15 protein-coding genes are annotated in these 17,237 nt (G+C 73.2%); 6 read left to right on the forward strand and 9 right to left on the reverse strand.

Annotated elements, in window-relative coordinates:
• Window positions 1–10: 10 nt before the first annotated feature.
• From AB0M92_RS32455 to AB0M92_RS32495, 9 genes are all read right to left on the reverse strand, one after another.
• Window positions 11–1,300: an MFS transporter gene (locus tag AB0M92_RS32455; protein WP_366105913.1), complete on the reverse strand. Its 1,290-nt coding sequence runs from the start codon at window positions 1,298–1,300 to the stop codon at window positions 11–13.
• 23 nt (window positions 1,301–1,323) lie between these two features.
• Window positions 1,324–2,097 carry a cyclase family protein gene (locus tag AB0M92_RS32460; protein ID WP_366105933.1) on the reverse strand — a complete coding sequence of 258 codons (774 nt, stop codon included), beginning with the start codon at window positions 2,095–2,097 and terminating at the stop codon, window positions 1,324–1,326.
• 49 nt (window positions 2,098–2,146) lie between these two features.
• Window positions 2,147–3,094 (reverse strand): branched-chain-amino-acid transaminase, encoded by a 948-nt coding sequence (gene ilvE, locus AB0M92_RS32465; RefSeq protein ID WP_366105914.1) that lies wholly within the window; start codon window positions 3,092–3,094, stop codon window positions 2,147–2,149.
• Window positions 3,095–3,165: 71 nt separating this feature from the next.
• Window positions 3,166–4,827, reverse strand: coding sequence for an FAD-dependent monooxygenase (locus AB0M92_RS32470; RefSeq protein WP_366105915.1), 1,662 nt, complete (start codon window positions 4,825–4,827; stop codon window positions 3,166–3,168).
• Window positions 4,824–6,101, reverse strand: coding sequence for a tryptophan 2,3-dioxygenase (locus AB0M92_RS32475; RefSeq protein WP_366105917.1), 1,278 nt, complete (start codon window positions 6,099–6,101; stop codon window positions 4,824–4,826). Before AB0M92_RS32475 ends, AB0M92_RS32470 begins: the two co-directional genes overlap by 4 nt.
• Window positions 6,098–7,309: an aminotransferase class V-fold PLP-dependent enzyme gene (locus AB0M92_RS32480; RefSeq protein WP_366105918.1), complete on the reverse strand. Its 1,212-nt coding sequence runs from the start codon at window positions 7,307–7,309 to the stop codon at window positions 6,098–6,100. Before AB0M92_RS32480 ends, AB0M92_RS32475 begins: the two co-directional genes overlap by 4 nt.
• Complete coding sequence (locus tag AB0M92_RS32485; RefSeq protein WP_366105920.1) at window positions 7,306–8,124, reverse strand: tryptophan 2,3-dioxygenase family protein; 819 nt, start codon at window positions 8,122–8,124, stop codon at window positions 7,306–7,308. The genes AB0M92_RS32480 and AB0M92_RS32485 overlap by 4 nt, the downstream gene beginning before the upstream one ends.
• 10 nt (window positions 8,125–8,134) lie before the next feature.
• Window positions 8,135–9,397, reverse strand: coding sequence for a biotin carboxylase (locus tag AB0M92_RS32490; RefSeq protein WP_366105921.1), 1,263 nt, complete (start codon window positions 9,395–9,397; stop codon window positions 8,135–8,137).
• The gene (locus tag AB0M92_RS32495; protein ID WP_366105922.1) at window positions 9,394–10,815 is read right to left on the reverse strand and encodes a hypothetical protein; all 1,422 of its coding nucleotides are present in this window, start codon (window positions 10,813–10,815) and stop codon (window positions 9,394–9,396) included. The genes AB0M92_RS32490 and AB0M92_RS32495 overlap by 4 nt, the downstream gene beginning before the upstream one ends.
• Before the next feature lie 414 nt (window positions 10,816–11,229).
• Between AB0M92_RS32495 and AB0M92_RS32500 the strand changes: the two genes are divergently transcribed.
• From AB0M92_RS32500 to trpC, 6 genes are all read left to right on the forward strand, one after another.
• Window positions 11,230–11,799, forward strand: coding sequence for an NAD(P)H-dependent oxidoreductase (locus AB0M92_RS32500; protein ID WP_366105923.1), 570 nt, complete (start codon window positions 11,230–11,232; stop codon window positions 11,797–11,799).
• 12 nt (window positions 11,800–11,811) lie between these two features.
• A complete protein-coding gene (locus AB0M92_RS32505) occupies window positions 11,812–13,080 on the forward strand; it encodes an ATP-grasp domain-containing protein (RefSeq protein WP_366105924.1) in 1,269 nt (422 codons plus the stop codon).
• Window positions 13,077–14,582, forward strand: a complete 1,506-nt coding sequence (locus AB0M92_RS32510; protein ID WP_366105925.1) for an anthranilate synthase component I family protein — start codon at window positions 13,077–13,079, stop codon at window positions 14,580–14,582. The genes AB0M92_RS32505 and AB0M92_RS32510 overlap by 4 nt, the downstream gene beginning before the upstream one ends.
• A complete protein-coding gene (locus AB0M92_RS32515) occupies window positions 14,579–15,199 on the forward strand; it encodes an aminodeoxychorismate/anthranilate synthase component II (RefSeq protein ID WP_366105926.1) in 621 nt (206 codons plus the stop codon). Before AB0M92_RS32510 ends, AB0M92_RS32515 begins: the two co-directional genes overlap by 4 nt.
• Window positions 15,196–16,233 carry an anthranilate phosphoribosyltransferase gene (gene trpD, locus AB0M92_RS32520; RefSeq protein ID WP_366105927.1) on the forward strand — a complete coding sequence of 346 codons (1,038 nt, stop codon included), beginning with the start codon at window positions 15,196–15,198 and terminating at the stop codon, window positions 16,231–16,233. Before AB0M92_RS32515 ends, trpD begins: the two co-directional genes overlap by 4 nt.
• A gap of 101 nt (window positions 16,234–16,334) precedes the next feature.
• Window positions 16,335–17,141 (forward strand): indole-3-glycerol phosphate synthase TrpC, encoded by an 807-nt coding sequence (trpC, locus tag AB0M92_RS32525; RefSeq protein WP_366105934.1) that lies wholly within the window; start codon window positions 16,335–16,337, stop codon window positions 17,139–17,141.
• Window positions 17,142–17,237 lie beyond the last annotated feature (96 nt).

The raw sequence follows: 17,237 nt of genomic DNA on the forward strand, positions 1-17,237 counted from the left end.
TCGGGCGGGGTCAGGCGACCGGTACGGGTTCGGACACGGGAACGGCGGCGGCGGTACGGGTCCTGCGCCGCAAGGTGGTGAGGGCCACGAGGCCGCAGAGCGCGGCGAGCGGCAGCCACACCCAGGCCGCGTGCCGCGCGCCGATCAGCAGGACGCCGAGGGAGGGGCCGAAGAACATGCCGACGCCCATCATCGAGTTGCACAGGGCGCTGGCGCGGGTGAGCTCCCGGTCGGGCACCTTGGAGATCAGCCAGGGGTGGAAGGAACAGGAGTACGCGCACTCGCCGAGGCCGAAGAGGACCGCGTACGCCAGCAGTCCGCCGAGCCGGACGGGCTCAGGGCCGAAGGCGGTGACCCCTGCGGCCACCAGGGCCGCCGCCCACAGGGCGACGGCGATGCGCAGTCCGTGTTCCTCGGGGCGCTTCTCCAGCAGCCGGGTGACGGGGCGCTGGAAGGCCACGATGCTCACGACGTTGAGGGTGAGCATCACGGAGATCCAGCCGATGCCGGTGTCCATGAGCCGGTCGGCGACCAGGGGGGCGGTGGCCTCGAACTGGCTGAAGCCGACCGCGTAGGCACCGAACTGGAAGAGCGCCGCGCCGAGCGAGGCCCGGACGAGGAGGCCGATGCCCAGCGGGGCGGGGGCGCCGTCCGCCGTCGGCGCCGCGCCGATCGCGCCGGCCTCGGGGACCTCGGCACCGTCGGGGACCTCGGGGACCCTGCGGGCCATGCCGAGGGCGAAGGCGACGGGCAGGTAGCCGACGGCGTTGGCGAGGAGCAGCCAGGTGATGGCCTCGCGGGAGAAGACGGTCAGGAAGAGGCCGGCCACCAGGGAGCCGCCCGCGAGGGTGGCGTTGAGGATCTGGTAGCGGCGGGCGAAGACCTGGCGGCGCTCCTCGGGCGGGACCAGGGAGTTGACGATCGGGATGATCGCGGCCATGAAGCAGCCCTGCCCGGCGCCGCCCAGCACGGCCGCGGCAGCCGCGGCGGCCAGGGTGTCGCCCCCGGTCAGCAGCAGGAAGCAGCTGAGCCAGAGCAGCAGGCCGGTGATCCCGAGGGCGTGCCGGGGCAGGCGCACGGCCGCCGAGGCGAGCAGGAGCGAGACGGCGAGGTTGGCGAGGCCGCTGACGCCGTAGTAGACGGCGACCCCGCCGGTGCCGATACCGGGTCGGGCCGCCAGGTGGATGCCGATGAAGGGGAAGACCATGCCGTAGCAGAACGACGACAGGCCGTGCAGGACGAGGATGCGGTTGACCGACCTGCGGCGCAGCGCGGCCGGGCCGTCGGACGTGCGGAACACGGGATGAGCCACCTTCCGTGGGGTCAGCCGGATACGAGGGCCAGCACCCGCGCCGGGCTGCCGGAGCCCCCGACGATCGGCAGCGGGGCGGCGATGAGTACGGCGCCCTGCGGGGGCAGCCGGTGGAGGTTGCGCAGCTGGGTGACGCCGTACTTGCCGGCGCCGTGGAAGTACCAGTGACAGGGGTAGGGCTGGTCCTCGAACTCGCCGGCCCGGCCGGCGTCGGTGCCCACGGTCTCGACGCCGATGCCGATGATCCCGGTCTCCTCGGCCAGCCACTTGGCGCACTCGGGGGCGATGCCGGGGGTGTGCCTGCCGTTGAGGAAGTTCTCCTGGGAGTCCTGGCGGGACTCCCAGCCGGTGCGGTAGAGCAGCCAGCCGCCGGCGGCGAGCGGGCCGTGCTGTTCCTGCCAGGCCTCGACGTGGTGGCGTTGGAGGAGGAAGTCGGGGTCGGCGGCGGCCTCGGCGGAGAAGTCCAGTACGGAGGCGGGGCCGACCAGGCGCTGCGCGGGGACCTGGGAGACGTCGTCGAGGTCCTTGCCGGTGAGCCAGTGGATCGGGGCGTCGAAGTGGGTGCCGGTGTGCTCGGAGAGGCGGATGTTGTTCCAGTAAACGGTCGGGCCCGCCTCGTCGTAGTGGCTGATGACCTCGCGCTCGAAGGGCCAGGGCTGGCCGCGCTCGGGCGGCAGCTGAATGAGGGGGGTCTGCTCGGAGAGCGGCGAGGTGAGGTCGACGACCTGGACGGAACCGTCGAGCAGGGCGGTCAGCAGCGGGGCCAGGGCTCCCGCGGACGGCATGTCGGCGGCGGTCGCCGACCGGGTGGCGGTGTCGCCGGTGTTCGTCATGTCAGTTCCCCCGGGTGGTGTGGACGATCGTGGACCAGTGCCGGTAATCCGGGTGTCCGTCGCGCACGACCGCGTCGTAGATCTCCTGGAGCTTGCGGACGGTCACGCCGGGAGCGCCGTCGCCGACCACGATCCGGTCCAGGCTGGTGATCGGGGCGATCTCGGCGAGCGTGCCGGCGACGAAGATCTCGTCCGCGGTGTAGAGCTCGGTACGGTCGATCTCGCGGCGCTCCATGGGGATGCCCAGCTCGCGCTCGGCGATCTCACCGATCGTGGCGACGGTGATGCCTTCGAGGACTCCGCTCGTGCCGGGCGGGGTGACGAGCTTGCCCTCGCGGAGCATGACCACGCAGGAACCGGGGGCCTCGGAGACGCTGCCGCGCTGGTTGAGCAGCAGGGTCGTGTCGTAGCCGTTGCGGATCGCCTCGTGGTGGGCGAGGCGGCTGTTGTGGTAGTTGGCGCCCGCCTTGATGCGCGGCGGCATCGAGTCGTCGCTGATGCGGCGCCAGGAGGAGATGGTGGCGGCGAGACCGCCGTCGAAGCCCCGGCCGCGCGGGGCGCGGGTGGAGGTGATGTGGACGCCCGCGTCATCGGTGTGGCTGAGCGGGTCGGCGTTGGGGCCCATGTTGAAGTACGCGACGACGCAGATGTGCACGTCCTCATCGAAGGCGTTGGCCTCAAGGACGTCGAGCACGCCCTGCCGCAACTCCTCGTCGCTGAAGGGGATCTCCATGCGCAGGCTCTTCATCGAGCGGCGCAGCCGGGCCAGGTGCTCGTCGATCCGGAAGACGGCGAGCCCGTCCTGCCCGGGGCGGCGGTAGGCGCGCAGGCCCTCGAAGACGTTGGCGCCCCAGAACGCGCCCTGCGAGCGGGCGTGGACCGTGCACTTGTCCCAGTCGACGATGGTGCCGCCCAGCCAGGCGTGGGTGGGGGGTTGGGGTGTGGTCACTTCGTACTCCAGGCGGTGAAGGGCGTCGGGAAGGCGGACTGGCGGGCGGACTGGCGGGCGGGCGGCCGGGGTCAGGCGGCGGCGGGAACGCGCTCGGCGCGGTCCGGGGCGGCAGCCGGCGCGGTGGCGACGGCGCAGCGGGCGAGCGTCGCACCGAACAGCTCGGGCCGGTCCGCGTCTGCCAGGGCGGCGATGTGCCCGTCGGGCCGGACGACCAGGCACGTGCCCTCGGCGGCCCGGTAGGCCTCGCGCAGCACGCCGTCGCGGTCGCGCAGGACGGTGACGCCGTCGGGCATGTCGGACGCGGGGCCGGCGGACGGTACGGCCAGCTCGCCCTCCCGCAGCACCACGATCAGGCCGGCGGCCAGGCCCCGGGTGTCGGCGAGAGCGCGCCGGGCGAAGGCGCGGGCGGTGCCGCGGTCCGGGGCGAAGTACAGACCGGTGAAGCCGGCGCCGTACAGCTCCCGGATGCGGGCGGCGCCCGGGGCGGTGATCCGTGCGTCGGGGGCGAAGGCGCCCAGCAGCGGATGCCGTTCGGCGGACTCCGTGATCGCGGAGGCGGTGTAGGTGTACGGCTCGGCCATCCTGCCGCTGTTGACCTTGTCGCGGGCTCCCTGGAAGGGCTGGGAGAGGGTCAGCAGCACCCTGCGGGCGATCCGGCGCGCCAGGTTCGGCGGCACCATGAACTTGATGGTGGCCTCGGTGACGGCCAGGTTCTCCTTCGCGGCGGCGTGGCGCTCGTCGTGGTAGGTGTCGAGGAGGGCGTCCTCGGCCTTGCCCTGCATGACCAGGGCCAGCTTCCAGGCCAGGTTGTCGGCGTCCTGGATGCCGCTGTTCATGCCCCGGGAGCCGTAGGGCGGCAGGGAGTGGGCGGAGTCTCCGGCGAAGAAGATCCGGCCGAGACGGAACTTCTCGACCACGCGCTGGTGGAAGCGGTAGGTGGACAGCCAGTCGATCTCGTAGTCGACGTCACCGATGACCGCGCGGACGCGGGCGTCGAAGCGGCCGTCGGCGCGCTCTGCCTCGATGTCGGTGTCGGGGGCGAGCTGCCAGTCGATGCGCCAGATGTCGTTCGGCTGCGGGTGCATGACCAGCTGGCGGCCGGGGTTGAAGGGCGGGTCGTAGTGGAAGTGGCGCTCCTTGGCGAGCGGCAGCTTCACCTTCAGGTCGGTGATGAGGAAGCGGTCCTGGTGGCTGTAGCCGGTCCACTCGACCCCGGTGAGCGCCCGCATCGGGCTGCGGACGCCGTCGCAGGCGACCACGTAACGGCAGCGGTACGAGCGCGGGCCGTCCGGGGTGTCGGCGGTGACGGTGACCGCGTCGCCGTCCTGCTCGACGCCGGTGATCTCGTGGCTCCAGCGGACCTCGGTGAGCGCGCCGGCCTCGACCGTCTCCAGCAGCAGCTGTTCGATGCGGAACTGGGAGATGTTCACGAACGGTCCGTAGCCGATCCGGCGCGTGTACTCGGCGGCGCGGATCTCCTTGCCGCGCACGTAGGTGCGGGCGGTGGTCCAGGTGACGCCTTCGGCGCCGATCGTCTCGGCGCAGCCGAACTTGTCCAGCACCTCCAGCACGTCGCCCTGGATGAGGCAGGCCTTGGAGCCCTGCTTGCGCAGCTCGGGGTCGCGCTCGAAGAGGACGCTGGGGATTCCGAAGGAGGCGAGGCGGGCGGCCAGGGCCATGCCCACGGGCCCGGCACCGACGATGCCTACGGGGATCAGGTCGCTGTTCATGCTGCTGCTTCGCCTTCGTTCGCGTGGTCGGTGGTGTCGGTGTCCCCGGGCGCCTCCGCGACGCTGCGGAAGACCGGGATCTTGCGGACGGAGCTGAGGTACGGGGTGCCCTCCGTGGAGCCGGTCCCCGAGCGGGTGCCGAGCATCCGGACGGCTATCCGGTAGTGCGTCTGGCGCCAGCGGCGCAGCGCGCCGGCGAAGCCGAGCATCGAGGTGGTCAGCAGCTCGCGGTCCCGTGCGCCGAACCGGTCGTCGGCGAGGGCGGCGGAGCAGGCCTCGTCGAGGGTGGGCTGGCCGGCCAGGATCCGCATGCGCACCTCGGGGGTGGAGCGGTAGGCCGGGGAGTCCAGCCGGTCCTGGTCGGGGACCCGGCAGAGGGACTCGACCAGCTTGTAGTTGCGGGACTGGATGGCGCTGGCGCCGTCGGTGAACTCCCGGAAGGTGCGGAAGGATTCGACCTGCATCGTGGCGAGCAGCGAGAACAGCGGCGCCGATTCGGACAGTACGGTCTCGGCGGCCTTCAGGTGCCCGGCCGCGTCCTGCGCGCGGGCCCCTTCCAGGCAGCCGATGGCCGTACGGATGCTCAGGGCCAGCAAGGCGAAGGTGGTCTCGAAGGTCTGGAGCACCCGGATGAACATGTGCTCGTCGTGGGAGGTGTACACGGGCAGCATGCTGAGCCTCAGCACGTTCCGCTCGTGCGGGTCCAGCAGCTCGCCCTCGACGAACTCCCACAACTGCGCCGCCTGGTCGGCCGGCTCGGCCGCGGTGAGCAGCTCGCCGTGGCCGAGCCGGGCCAGTGCGGGCTTGGCCACCCGTACGGCGAGGCGGTGGCGCTTCTCGACCAGCCGGGCGTCCGGCCGCATCTGCGGCAACCAGTCGGTACGGCCCTGCGCCGCGGAGAGCTCGAACCGGAGCAGGTCGGCGAGGAGCTGGACGGTGAGCCGGTCCCGGGTGGTCCGCGCGGCCCGGGCGGCGGCCGCGCCGTCGTCCGCGGTCGGCAGGCCGAGCACGCTCAGCGAGGTGTAGGTGGGGTAGTCGTAGCGGCCGTCCCACTTGTCGAGCGCGGTGTCCAGGAACCGGTCCAGGAGGAGCCGCTCGGCCTCGTCGGCGCCGGTGGGTGCCTGCGGGGCGAGCCGCTCCCTGGCCAGGGCCAGGGACTTCAGGGTCTGGTCCGGGACGAAGTGCTTGCCGACGCGGTGGAACTCGGCGGTCACCGCGGAGTAGGGGAACCGGCTGGGCACAGGATCGGCCAGCCAGTCGGTCAGCTCATTCACGCTTGCGGGCTCACCTTCGGGAGTGGGACGGGAAGGGCGGCCGGACCGGTCAGCGCGCGGAACTCGCGCATGGCCTGGCAGAGGGCCTCCACGTCGTCGGTGGAGTTGTAGTAGTGGAAGGACAGCCGTACGACGGGCCCGCGCGGGCTGACCGCGATGCCCTGGCCGGCCAGCCAGCCGGCGAGGGCGGGCGGGTCGGCGTCGTACAGGCCGAGGTGCGCCCCCTGGAGTTCGGGGGTCTCGGCCCGCCGCACCCACTCGCCCTGGGCGCCGAGCGTGCGCGCCGTACGGTCGATCAGGGCCGCGACGTGACGTCGTACGTCGGCCGGATCGACCCCGAGGAACAGGTCGAGCGCGGCGTTGGCGGCGTACACGGCGGGCACCGCGGGGGTACCGGTCTCGAACCGCCGGGCGACGGCGGGGAAGTCGAGGTTCAGCGGGTCGAAGGCCATCGGCTCGACGCGGCCGAACCAGCCCGTCAGCTGCGGGTCCTGAGCGCCCGCCAGGCCGGAGCGGGCGTAGAGGAAGGCCAGTCCGGGCAGTCCGGCGAGGTACTTCATCGTCCCCGCGACCAGGTAGTCGCAGCCGATCCGGGCGACGTCCACCGGCATCGCGCCGACGGCCTGGTAGGCGTCGACGAAGGTCAGCGCCCCGGCCTCGCGGCCGGCCTCAACGATCTCGGCGACCGGCGGCCGTTCGGCGTACTGGTAGGTGGACATCGGGACCGACACGAGTGCGGTGGCCGGGCCCAGGACCGCCGTGTAGTCGCAGGGCAGGATCCGCCCCGTGCCCCGGTCGCCCGTGAAGACCACCCGGGCCCCGCGCGGCCGCTGGGCGAGCCAGACGTGCGCGACGGACGGGAACTCCTCGACGGTCGTGACGATGTCGGTCCGGGTGTCCAGGGCGAGCGTCGAGACCACCTGGTAGGCGCCGACCGAGGCATTGGGCAGGATCGCGATCTGCTCCGGGGCGGCGCCGATCAGGGTCGCGAAGCGCAGGCGCGCGCCTTCGATCTCCTGCTCGAACCGGGCCCAGGGCGCGCCGTGGGCCGCGATGGCCTCCTGCATCCGCTCCAGCGCGGCGTCGACGGCGTCGGAACGGGCGCCGAGGCTGCAGCTGGCCAGGTGGACCGTCCGCTCCAGCATCGGGAACCCGCGGCGGAAGGCGGCGGCCGTGACGGGTGCGGGGGCCGGTGAGCCGGGACTCATGCCCGGCTCACCGGGCAGACCTGCCGCCCGGCGGCCTCGGCGGCCCCGGTCGCCTCGGCGGCCCCGGTCGCCTCGCCTGCCTCGTCTGCGAACTCGGGTGCCGGTTCGGCATCGCCCATCGGGCCGGTCAGGGTCAGCTCGGTGCGCAGTTCCCACAGGTAGGGGAAGAACTTGTGGCCGATCAGCTTGGCCAGGAATTCCACCGGGGCGCCCTTGGTGCCGACCACGGAGTGGCCGATGACGCGGGTGGCCATCTTGTAGTGCTGGGTGCGCCACAGCGAGATCCGCTCGTCCCAGTCGATCATCGCCTCGGCCAGCCGGTACTCGGCGGTGTCGTGACCGGTGCGGTAGACCTCCACGAGGTCGATGCCGCGGGCCTCGACGAGCCGCGAGAAGGACTTGTCGATGTCCTGGCTGACCTGGCGGGCCAGCTTCCAGCCCGGGGACTCGAACCCCGAGCCGTGGCCGAGGACGGTGCGGATGATCTGGAAGTCCCAGGGGGCCAGGTGCCGCATCATCTCCAGCTGGTCGGAGGTCATCCGGGCGCCGAGCGAGGCGCGGCCGAGCAGACGGGCCGCGGTGTCCAGGCGGCCCGCGTCGATCTGCCGGCCCGCCTCCTCGACCTCGTAGCAGGCCAGCTTGAGCCAGAGCTCGGTGGACTGGTGGACGACCTGGAAGAGCATCTCGTCCCGGTGGATCATGTCCTCCGGGCGGCGCTGGAGCGACAGCAGCGTGTCGGTGCGCATGTAGCGCGTGTAGTCGTTGTCCCCGTCTCCGTCGAGTACGGGAACCGAGTAGTCCTTGGACACGGACACGGTGCTCCTGTCAGGCGTTCGTGGTGGACAGGGCGAGCGGCTCGGCGCGTACCCGGAAGTCCTGGGCGGTGGCGGTGACGGCGGCCTCGGCGGCGGCGCCGGTGGCGGCGCGGAACCGGAAGCGGCCGCCGACGTGCTCGTAATAGGCGTCGGCGTCCGGCAGCACCTCGCCGGGGCGCAGGACGACCTCGGCGTACGGGCCTTCGGCGCGGCCGGTCATGGAGGTGGACTCGGTGATCCGGCACGGGCGTTCGGCCGGGGCGGGCACGAGCATCCAGGCGCCCACCTCGCCGTCGGCGTGCGGTGCGGCGGCACCCGGCGGCACCGGCGGCAGGGGGCGGTCCAGCTGGAGCTGCCAGGCGGCGTGCATCAGGTCGAAGCCGTGCACCTCCCGCCACAGGAAGGGGATCTCGGCGCCGCCGACCCGGGCGCCGCACTCCAGGAACCGGCAGACGGGGCGGCCGTCCGCGTCCCGGTCGATGAAGAGTTCGAGGTGGAAGACGGTGGGCCGGCCCGGGGAGAGCGCGCCGAGGTAGGCGGTCGCCGCCCGCTCGACGGCCGCGTTGACCTCCGGATCGTCGATCTCGACGGAGCCGAGGAAGTTGCCGTCGCGGAAGCCCAGGCAGGTGTTGAGGTAGCGCGAAGCGCGCCAGGCCAGCAGCCTGCGGCCGTCGAAGACGCCGTCCACGTGGGAGATCGGGGCCTGGACGAAGGCCTGGACCAGCATCGGCTCGCTGTCCAGGTCCAACCCGCCGACCTCCTCGGGGCCGTCCACCCTCACCACGCCGGCGCTGGAACTGCCGGTGCGCGGCTTGACGATGACCGGCCAGCCGGAGTCCGCGGCGAAGGCGAGGACGGCAGAGGCGTCGGTGGCGGCGGCGAAGGCGGGGACGTCCAGTCCCGCGTCGGCGACGGCACGGCACATCACGTACTTGTCGCGGAAGACGATCTGCGACGGCTGGCGGGGGCCCGGGACGTCCCACTCCTCGCGCAGGGCCGCGCCGACCAGCAGGTCGTCCTCCTTGAGGGCGACGATCGCCGCGGGCGCACCGTGCCGGGCGGCGAGGGCACGGACCTCGGTGCGGACCCGCTCCAGGTCGTCGGTGGCTGGGACCAGGACGACCTCGTGGGCCTCGGCCGGTACGGAACCGGTGCCCACCTCGGTGGTGACGTAACTGACGCGGTGCTCGCAATGGTCGATGTAGCGGGTGAATTCCGCGTACCGCTCGCGCCAGCGATTGACGACGACGACGTGCGGACGATGGTCGGTCATATCCGGGACTCCTCGAATGCGGCTGCGCTTTCCGGCGCGGTTGCTGGCACGGATTCAGGCGCGGTTTCCGGGTGGGTGAATACGCAGGTGCCGCGGGTTCCGGGGTTCGCGTACGTGATGACGGAGCCGTCCTGCGGCTTCAGCGCGCGGCAGAAGGCGCCGCCGAATCCCCGCGGGGTGACGAAGATCCCCCAGTTCGCGACCCACTCCTCGACGCGTCCGCTGCCGGGGTCGAACACCGGCTCCGGGGCCGGTAGGACCAGTTCCTGCGCCACGTAGTCCCGTACGGCGGTCACCGCCAGGGCTTCCTCCCATGCGGCGTCGGTGACGTCGCGGCCGATGACCACGCCGTCGGCGCTGTAGCCGATGCCGGGCTTCAGGACGAGCTCGGCGCGGTGCGTCCGGGCGTACGCGAGGGCCTCCGCGGCGTCGGGGTCATCGGTACCGAGCACCCAGGTGCGCGGCAGCACCCGGTCGACCAGCTCCCGTTCGCCGTCGGAGAGTTCGGCGCGCACGGCGGACCGGTGCAGCAGGCCGAGCGCGGCCTTGCTCGTGAACAGGGCCCCTTCGAGCGGGGTGAAGAGGGCGGTACGGCCGGCCGCGTGGGCGCGGTTGACCCGGCTCAGGGCTGCCCTGGCGACGGGGTCCCCGGCGATCTGGCCGGCGGCGAAGTAGCGCAGGACCACGTCCAGGGAGCGGCCGTGGAGGGCGAGCTTGCCGTCCGCCTCCTCGGTCAGCTCCTGGATCTCGCCGAGCAGCAGCTCGATGCCGTGGCCGCGCATGTCCTCCTGGATGGAGAGGAAGACGCCGTCGTGGTCGCCGAACGCCCCCGGCCCCTCCAGCAGCGCCACCACCGGACTGACCGGGTCGGCGCCGGCGACCGTGGCCGCCGCGGCGCGCAGCTCCGCCACCAGGTGGTCCATGGTGTCGACGTGGCCCAGCCCGTTGGCCTCGGCGAAGGCACGGAACGCGGGCACGTCCAGGAACGCCCGGTTCAGCTGGGCGCTGTCGACGCCGCCAAGCTCGCTGCCGACGTTCAGCTCCAGCAGCCGGAAGCGCTCACCGTCGTGGAAGGCGTCGGCGCGGGCGTACGGCAGCGGGTCGCCGGTCGCCCCCTCGCGCATCACCTCGATCAGCTCCGGCGTCAGGCCGATGGCCGCGCCGTAGCGGTCGAGGTCGCCGCCGAAGCAGCGGCCGGGGAGCGAGACGAGGAGCCGGAAGACGGCTGCCAGGTCTTCGGCGAAGGCCGTGATCTCGCGCTCGGAGACGAGGACGGGGCGGGGCAGCAGGACGTGTCCGTAGGACTTGTCGTATTCGGCGGGAAGGTCGATCCGCGCGGCCAGGGTCCGCAGGTCGTTGTCGGGATCCGCGGTCGCGGTGACGTAGCGGCCGGTGGGCGAATTCGCTGAATTCTCCATGGGCGGTCTCCATTTCTGCCGGATCAGGGCATGCCGGATCACGGCACGAAGGGAAAGCCGCCGAGAGCGCGGCGGCGCAGGAAATACCGGGGAAGGAAATACCGGGAAGGAAAGGGAACGCGTCGCGCCGGAAGGACGGGACGAATGCGAGGAGACCCGCGGTGACGTGATCTCACTGTGGCACCGGCGGCACCGGCCGGGGCCGTCTCCCGGGCCGCGCGTTTACGGCTGTCGTGAATGCGCCAGGCAGGCCCGGGCGGACATACAAGGGCAGATGGTGACGTATGTCCAGTCCGGTGGACCGGATCCGGTTGCGCGCCGCCCGGCGCTGCTGCTTACCTACGGATCACTGCAGGGGCCCGCGCCCCTCCGGACGATCCGCGGTGACACCGGAACGTCCACCAAGGAGAACCCATGCCCCGCCTGCAGATCATCACCGCCAGCACCCGCCCCGGCCGCGTCGGCTCCGCCGTCGCCGCCTGGGCCCTGGGCGAGGCCCGCCGGCACGGAGCCTTCGACGTCGAGGCCATCGACCTCGCCGAGGTCGCCCTGCCGTTCCTCGACGAGCCGGAGGAGGCGTCCACCGGCAACTACGTCCACCAGCACACCAAGGACTGGAGCGCCACGATCTCCCGCGGCGACGCCTGCCTCTTCGTCATGCCGATGTACAACGGCACCTATTGCGCGCCGCTGAAGAACGCGATCGACTTCCTCTACAACGAGTGGCAGGACAAGCCGGTCGGCCTGTTCACCTACACCGCCGGCCCCTCCGGCGGCGCCCCCGCGATCGAGGCCCTGCGCCCGATCCTCACCCGCATCGGCTTCCGCCCCGCCGAGCGCAGCGTCCGCGTACCCGGCATCGGCGGGCTGACCGGCCCCGACGGGTTCCGCGCCCCGGCCGGACTCGACGGTGAACTGTCCTGCGTACTGGACGAACTGGCCAAGCTGGCCGCCGACGCCGACGCCTCCCCCGCACAGGTCTGAGAGGAAGCCGCCATGACCGATCCCTCCCCCCAGTCCGCCGAGCGCCTCGTCGTCGTGGGCAGTGGCGGACGCCCGTACCGGGAGTACTCCTTCCAGTCCCTGCACACGGAGTACGCGCTCAGCGCCGTCCTTTCCGCCGAGCCGACCTGGCAGCGCGCCTACCTCGACTCGTACGTCGTCACCGACCTGTCCGACCCGGTGGCCATCGCCGACGCCGTGCTCACGCTGGCCGGCGGGGACCCCACCCGGGTCGCCGTCATGACCTGGGACGAGACCGCAGTCGAGGCCACCGCCGAAGCCGCCGCCAAGCTCGGGCTGCCGCAGCTGTCGCCCGAGGCCGCCCGGCACTGCCGCGACAAGTACGCCACCCGCACCCTGATGGCGGACGCGGGCCTCGCCGCCGTCCGCCACCGGCTCGTCACCACGGCCGACGAAGCGGTGGCCGCCGCCGCCGAGTTCGGCTGGCCCGTCGTCCTCAAGCCGCGCGCGCTGGCCGGCAGCATCGGGGTCACCCGCGCCGACGACGAGACCCAGGTCCGCGCCGCGTTCGCGCTCGCCGCCGGGGCCGCTTTCGCGACGCTCCCCACCGGCCACGGCATCCTCGTCGAGGAGTACCTCGACGGCCCCGAGATCAGCGTCGACAGCGCCGTCCACGACGGCGAGGTCCACATCGTCCACATCGCCCGCAAGCGCCTCGGCTTCGCCCCGTACTTCGAGGAGGTCGGCCACCTGGTCGCCGCCTCCTACGACGAACCGTGGGCGGAGGGGGTGCGCGAGCTCGTCGCCGGCGCGCACCGGGTGCTCGGCGTCACCACCGGCGTCACGCACGCCGAGGTCCGCCTGACCTCCCGCGGCCCCCGACTGATCGAGCTGAACGCCCGCCTCGGCGGCGACCTCATCCCCTTCATCAGCGCCTTCGCCACCGGGATCGACTTGGTCAGGGTCGCCGCCGAGCTGTCCTTCGGCCGCCTCCCCGACCTCACCCCGACCCTGCGGCGCACCGCCGAGGTCCGGTTCGTGTACGCGGACGCCGACGGCCGTGCCCGCCCGCTCGACCTCACCGCCGCAGCGGCCGTCCCCGGCATCGCCCACACCGCCGTCCTGGCCGAACCCGGCGACCGGCTGCTGCTGCCGCCCCGCCAGGCCATCCCGCGGCTGGCCGCCCTGGTGGCCGTGGGCCCGTACGAGCCCACCTGCCGGCAGATCCTCGATACCGCGCACGGCGCCGTGGACCGGGCCGTGGACCCGCTCCCCGAGCCGGGAACGGAGGCCGCCGCGTGACCACCGCCGCCGCCCTGCCCCCCTCCCTGCCCGCCTCCCTCGTCTCCGGGGTCGTCCCCGGCCCCGCTGCCGCCAGCGCGCTGGCCGCCGCGCACGCCTACGTACCGCTCTACGTCGAACTCCTCGCCGACGCGCTCTCCCCGGTCACCGCCTTCGCCCGGCTCTGCGGCCCCGAGGAGCCCGGCCTGCTCCTGGAGAGCGTCATCGGGACCGAGAGCAGCGTCGCCGTGGCCCGCTACTCGTACATCGCGCACCGGACCAGCCCCGTCGCCCTCGGCGAAGGCGACCCGCTGGCCGCGCTCCAGCCGCTCGCCGACCGCGACGTCGCCCGCGTACCCGGCCTGCCGCCCTTCCACGGCGGGGCCGTCGGCTACCTCGGCTACGAGAGCGCCCGTCACTTCGAGCGCCTGCCGAGCGCACCGGCAGCCGGGCCCGGCATGCCCGAATCGGTGTTCCTGCGCGCCGACGACCTGGTCGTCTTCGACCACGCCACCCGCAGACTGCTGATCACCACGCTCCACGACACCGCCGCGGAGACGTACGAGGACGCCGTCGCCCGGCTCTCCGCCACCCGCGACCGCCTCTGCACCGACGCCGTCCCCCACGGCGGCGGCGTGGACACCCGCCCGCTGTTCCCGACCCGTACCGCGCAGCAGCAGGACCGGTCCGCCTGGCACGCCCACACCAGCGAGGAACGCTTCCTCGACATGGTCGGCGCCGCCCGCGAGTACATCCGGGCCGGGGACATCTTCCAGGTCGTGCTCTCCCAGCGGTTCAGCAAGCCGCTCGCCGCCGAACCCCTGGACGTCTACCGCCACTTGCGCGCCGTCAACCCGTCTCCGTACATGTTCCACCTCGCCCTCGGAGGCGGCCGGCACGTCATCGGCGCATCGCCGGAACTGCTCGTGAAGGTCGAGGACGGCAGGGCGCAGACCCGGCCGCTCGCCGGCACCCGCTGGCGCGGCACCGACGCCGCCACCGACGCCGCCCTGGAGGCGGAGCTGCTCGCCGACGAGAAGGAGTGCGCCGAACACGTCATGCTCGTCGACCTCGGCCGCAACGACATCGGGCGGATCGCGGCCCCCGGCACCGTCCGCGTGGACCGGCTGATGGAGGTCGAGCGCTACTCGCACGTCATGCACCTGTCGTCGACGGTCAGCGGCGACCTCGCCGACGGCCGCACCCCCCTGGACGCGCTGCGCTCCACCTTCCCCGCGGGGACCGTCTCCGGCGCGCCCAAGATCCGGGCCATGGAGATCATCGCCGAGCTGGAGGAGGAGCGCCGCGGCGTCTACGGCGGCGCCCTCGGCTTCATCGGCACCGGCGGCTGCCTCGACACGGCCATCGCGCTGCGCACCCTGGTCATCGCCGACGGCAAGGCCTGGGTCCAGGCCGGCGCCGGAGTGGTCGCCGACTCCGACCCCGCCGCCGAGTACCGGGAGACCCTCAACAAGGCGCAGGCGCTGTTCGCCGCCGTGGAACGGGCGGAGGCCTCCGCATGAGCGACCGGCCCCGCGTCCCCGTCCGCGTCGGCGTCGTCGACAACTACGACTCCTTCACCTACAACCTGGTCCAGTACCTCGCGCAGGCCGGCGCCGAACCGGTCGTCCACCGCAACGACGGCGTCACCACCGGCGAACTCGCCGCCCACGACGCCGTCCTGATCTCGCCCGGCCCCGGCAACCCCGGCCGGGCGGGCATCAGCCTCGCCGCCGTCCGCGAGCTCAGCGGACGCCTCCCGCTGCTCGGCGTCTGCCTGGGCCACCAGTCCATCGCCGAGGCCTTCGGCGCCGACGTGGTCCGGGTGGGCCCCGTGCACGGCAAGACCGAGCGCGTACGGCACGACGGCACCGGCGTCCTGGCAGGCCTGCCCGACCCGTTCACGGCCACCCGCTACCACTCGCTCGCCGTCGACCCCCGGACCCTGCCCGACGAGCTGGTCGCCAACGCGTGGGCCCAGGACGGCACGATCATGGGCGTGCGGCACCTCACCCACCCGACGTACGGCGTGCAGTTCCACCCCGAGTCCGTCCTCACCGACCAAGGGCTGCGGATCATCGTCAACTTCGTGGAATCCGTACGGTCCTCCACCTCCCGCCGGCTCCAGGAGGTCCGGTGAAGTCCGCACTGCGCACCCTGGCCGCCGGGCACCGCCTGACCCTTGAGGAGACCGGCCGCGCCATGGCCGCCGTACTCCGCGGCGAGGCCACCCCCGGCCAGATCGCCGGCTTCGCCATGGCGCTGTCCGCCCGGGGCGCCGACGTCGAGGAGATCGTCGGACTGGTCTCCACCGCCCGCGCCTTCGGCACCCGCCTGGCCGGTGACGGCCGGGTCCTGGACACCTGCGGCACCGGCGGCGCCGGCCACGACACCTTCAACATCTCCACCACCGCGGCGATCGTCGCGGCGGCCTGCGGAGTTCCCGTCGCCAAGCACGGCAACCGGAGCGCCTCCTCCGCCTGCGGCAGCGCCGACGTCCTCGAAGCGCTGGGCGTTCCCATCGACCTGGGCCCGGCGGACGCCGCGGCCTGCCTGGCCGAGGCCGGCATCACCTTCCTCTTCGCGCCGGTCTTCCAGCCCGCCTTCCGGCACGCCGCCGGTCCCCGCCGCGAACTCGGGGTACGGACCGTCTTCAACGTCCTCGGCCCGCTCTGCAACCCGGCCGGCGCCCGCTACCAGACCCTGGGGGTGTCCGACCCCGCCCTGCTGGAGGTGATGGCCGAGGTCCTGCAACGGCTCGGCACCGAGCGCGCCCTGGTGTTCTGCGCCGAGGACGGACTGGACGAGCTGAGCACCTGCTCCCCGTCGCGCGTCGTGGAGCTGGCCGGGGGCACCACCACGTCCTACCGGCTCGACCCCGCCGATCTGGGCCTTCCCGCCGCCACCCTGGCGGACCTGCGGGGCGGCGACGCCGACGCCAACGCGGCGACCGTACGCCGGATCCTGGCGGGTGAGCACGGCCCGCGCCGGGACGTCGTGCTGCTCAACACGGCCGCGGCGCTGCGCGCGGCCGGGCGGTGCGAGGACTGGCGGGCGGGCATCGCCCGCGCCGCCGAGGCCATCGACTGCGGGGACGCGGCCGGTGTCCTGGACCGGTGGGTGGCGACGGGCACCGCCCGGCGGGCCGAGCGGGCTGGGCGGGCCGCCGCGTGACACCCCGCACCGCACCGACACCGCCGACCCCGCGAATCGAACGAGGAGCAACCGCCTTGACCACCCCCACCGCCCCGCCGGGCCTGCCCGCCCTGCCGGGCCTGCTCGGCGAGCTGATCGAAGCCGCGCACCGCCAGACGGCCGCCCGCAGCGCCGAGGTCCCGCTGGCCGAGGTGGAGCGGCGCGCCGGAACCGCCCCCGCCGTACGGGACTTCGGCGCCGCCCTGCGGGGCCCCGGCCTCGGGGTCATCGCCGAGCTCAAGCCCCGTAGCCCGCTGAAGGGGCCGCTCGTCGACCCGGGCGCGTACCGGCCCGCCGAACTGGCCCGGCGCTACCAGGCGGGCGGCGCGTGCGCGCTCTCCGTCCTGGCGCACACCGAGGGCTTCGGCGGTCGGCCCGAGGACCTGGAAGCCGTACGGGCAGCCGTGGGCCTGCCCGTCATGCGCAAGGACTTCATCGTCGACGAGTACCAGATCGCCGAAGCGCGCGCGTACGGCGCGGACGCGGTCCTGCTCGTGGTCGCCGCCCTCACCGAGGACCGGCTGGCCGAGCTGTACGCGTACGCCGAAGCCCTGGGACTGCACCTGCTGGTGGAGGTCCACAGCGAGGCGGAGGCGGACACGGCGCTCGCCCTCGGCGCCGTCAACATCGGCGTCAACCACCGCGACCTGCGGGACTTCCGCATCGACCTCGGCCTCACCGGCCGGCTGCGGTCGCGGGTCCCGGCGGACCGTGTGCTGGTCGCGGAGAGCGGCGTACGCGGCCCGGAGGACGCCCTGCGGCTGCGCGCCGACGGGGCGGACGCGGTGCTGGTGGGGGAAACCCTGATGCGCTCGGCCGATCCGGCCGCGGCGGTGGCACAGCTCAAGAACACGCAGGCACGCCGAACCATTCAGGAGGGGTCATGACCTCGTTCTTCGTTCCGGACCCGGAGGGTCACACCCCGAACGCCGAGGGTTATTTCGGTGAGTTCGGTGGCAAGTTCATCCCGGAGGCGCTGGTCG

This window comes from Streptomyces sp. NPDC051582 (assembly GCF_040681715.1).
GTDB lineage: Bacteria > Actinomycetota > Actinomycetes > Streptomycetales > Streptomycetaceae > Streptomyces.

Excerpts from the sequence above, each read along its gene's own strand:
- AB0M92_RS32500 (WP_366105923.1), top strand. The coding sequence starts at position 11,230 with ATGCCCCGCCTGCAGATCATCACCGCCAGCACCCGCCCCGGCCGCGTC.
- AB0M92_RS32495 (WP_366105922.1), bottom strand. The coding sequence starts at position 10,815 with ATGGAGAATTCAGCGAATTCGCCCACCGGCCGCTACGTCACCGCGACC.
- AB0M92_RS32490 (WP_366105921.1), bottom strand. The coding sequence starts at position 9,397 with ATGACCGACCATCGTCCGCACGTCGTCGTCGTCAATCGCTGGCGCGAG.
- AB0M92_RS32515 (WP_366105926.1), top strand. The coding sequence starts at position 14,579 with ATGAGCGACCGGCCCCGCGTCCCCGTCCGCGTCGGCGTCGTCGACAAC.
- AB0M92_RS32505 (WP_366105924.1), top strand. The coding sequence starts at position 11,812 with ATGACCGATCCCTCCCCCCAGTCCGCCGAGCGCCTCGTCGTCGTGGGC.
- AB0M92_RS32470 (WP_366105915.1), bottom strand. The coding sequence starts at position 4,827 with ATGAACAGCGACCTGATCCCCGTAGGCATCGTCGGTGCCGGGCCCGTG.
- AB0M92_RS32460 (WP_366105933.1), bottom strand. The coding sequence starts at position 2,097 with ATGCCGTCCGCGGGAGCCCTGGCCCCGCTGCTGACCGCCCTGCTCGAC.
- AB0M92_RS32480 (WP_366105918.1), bottom strand. The coding sequence starts at position 7,309 with ATGAGTCCCGGCTCACCGGCCCCCGCACCCGTCACGGCCGCCGCCTTC.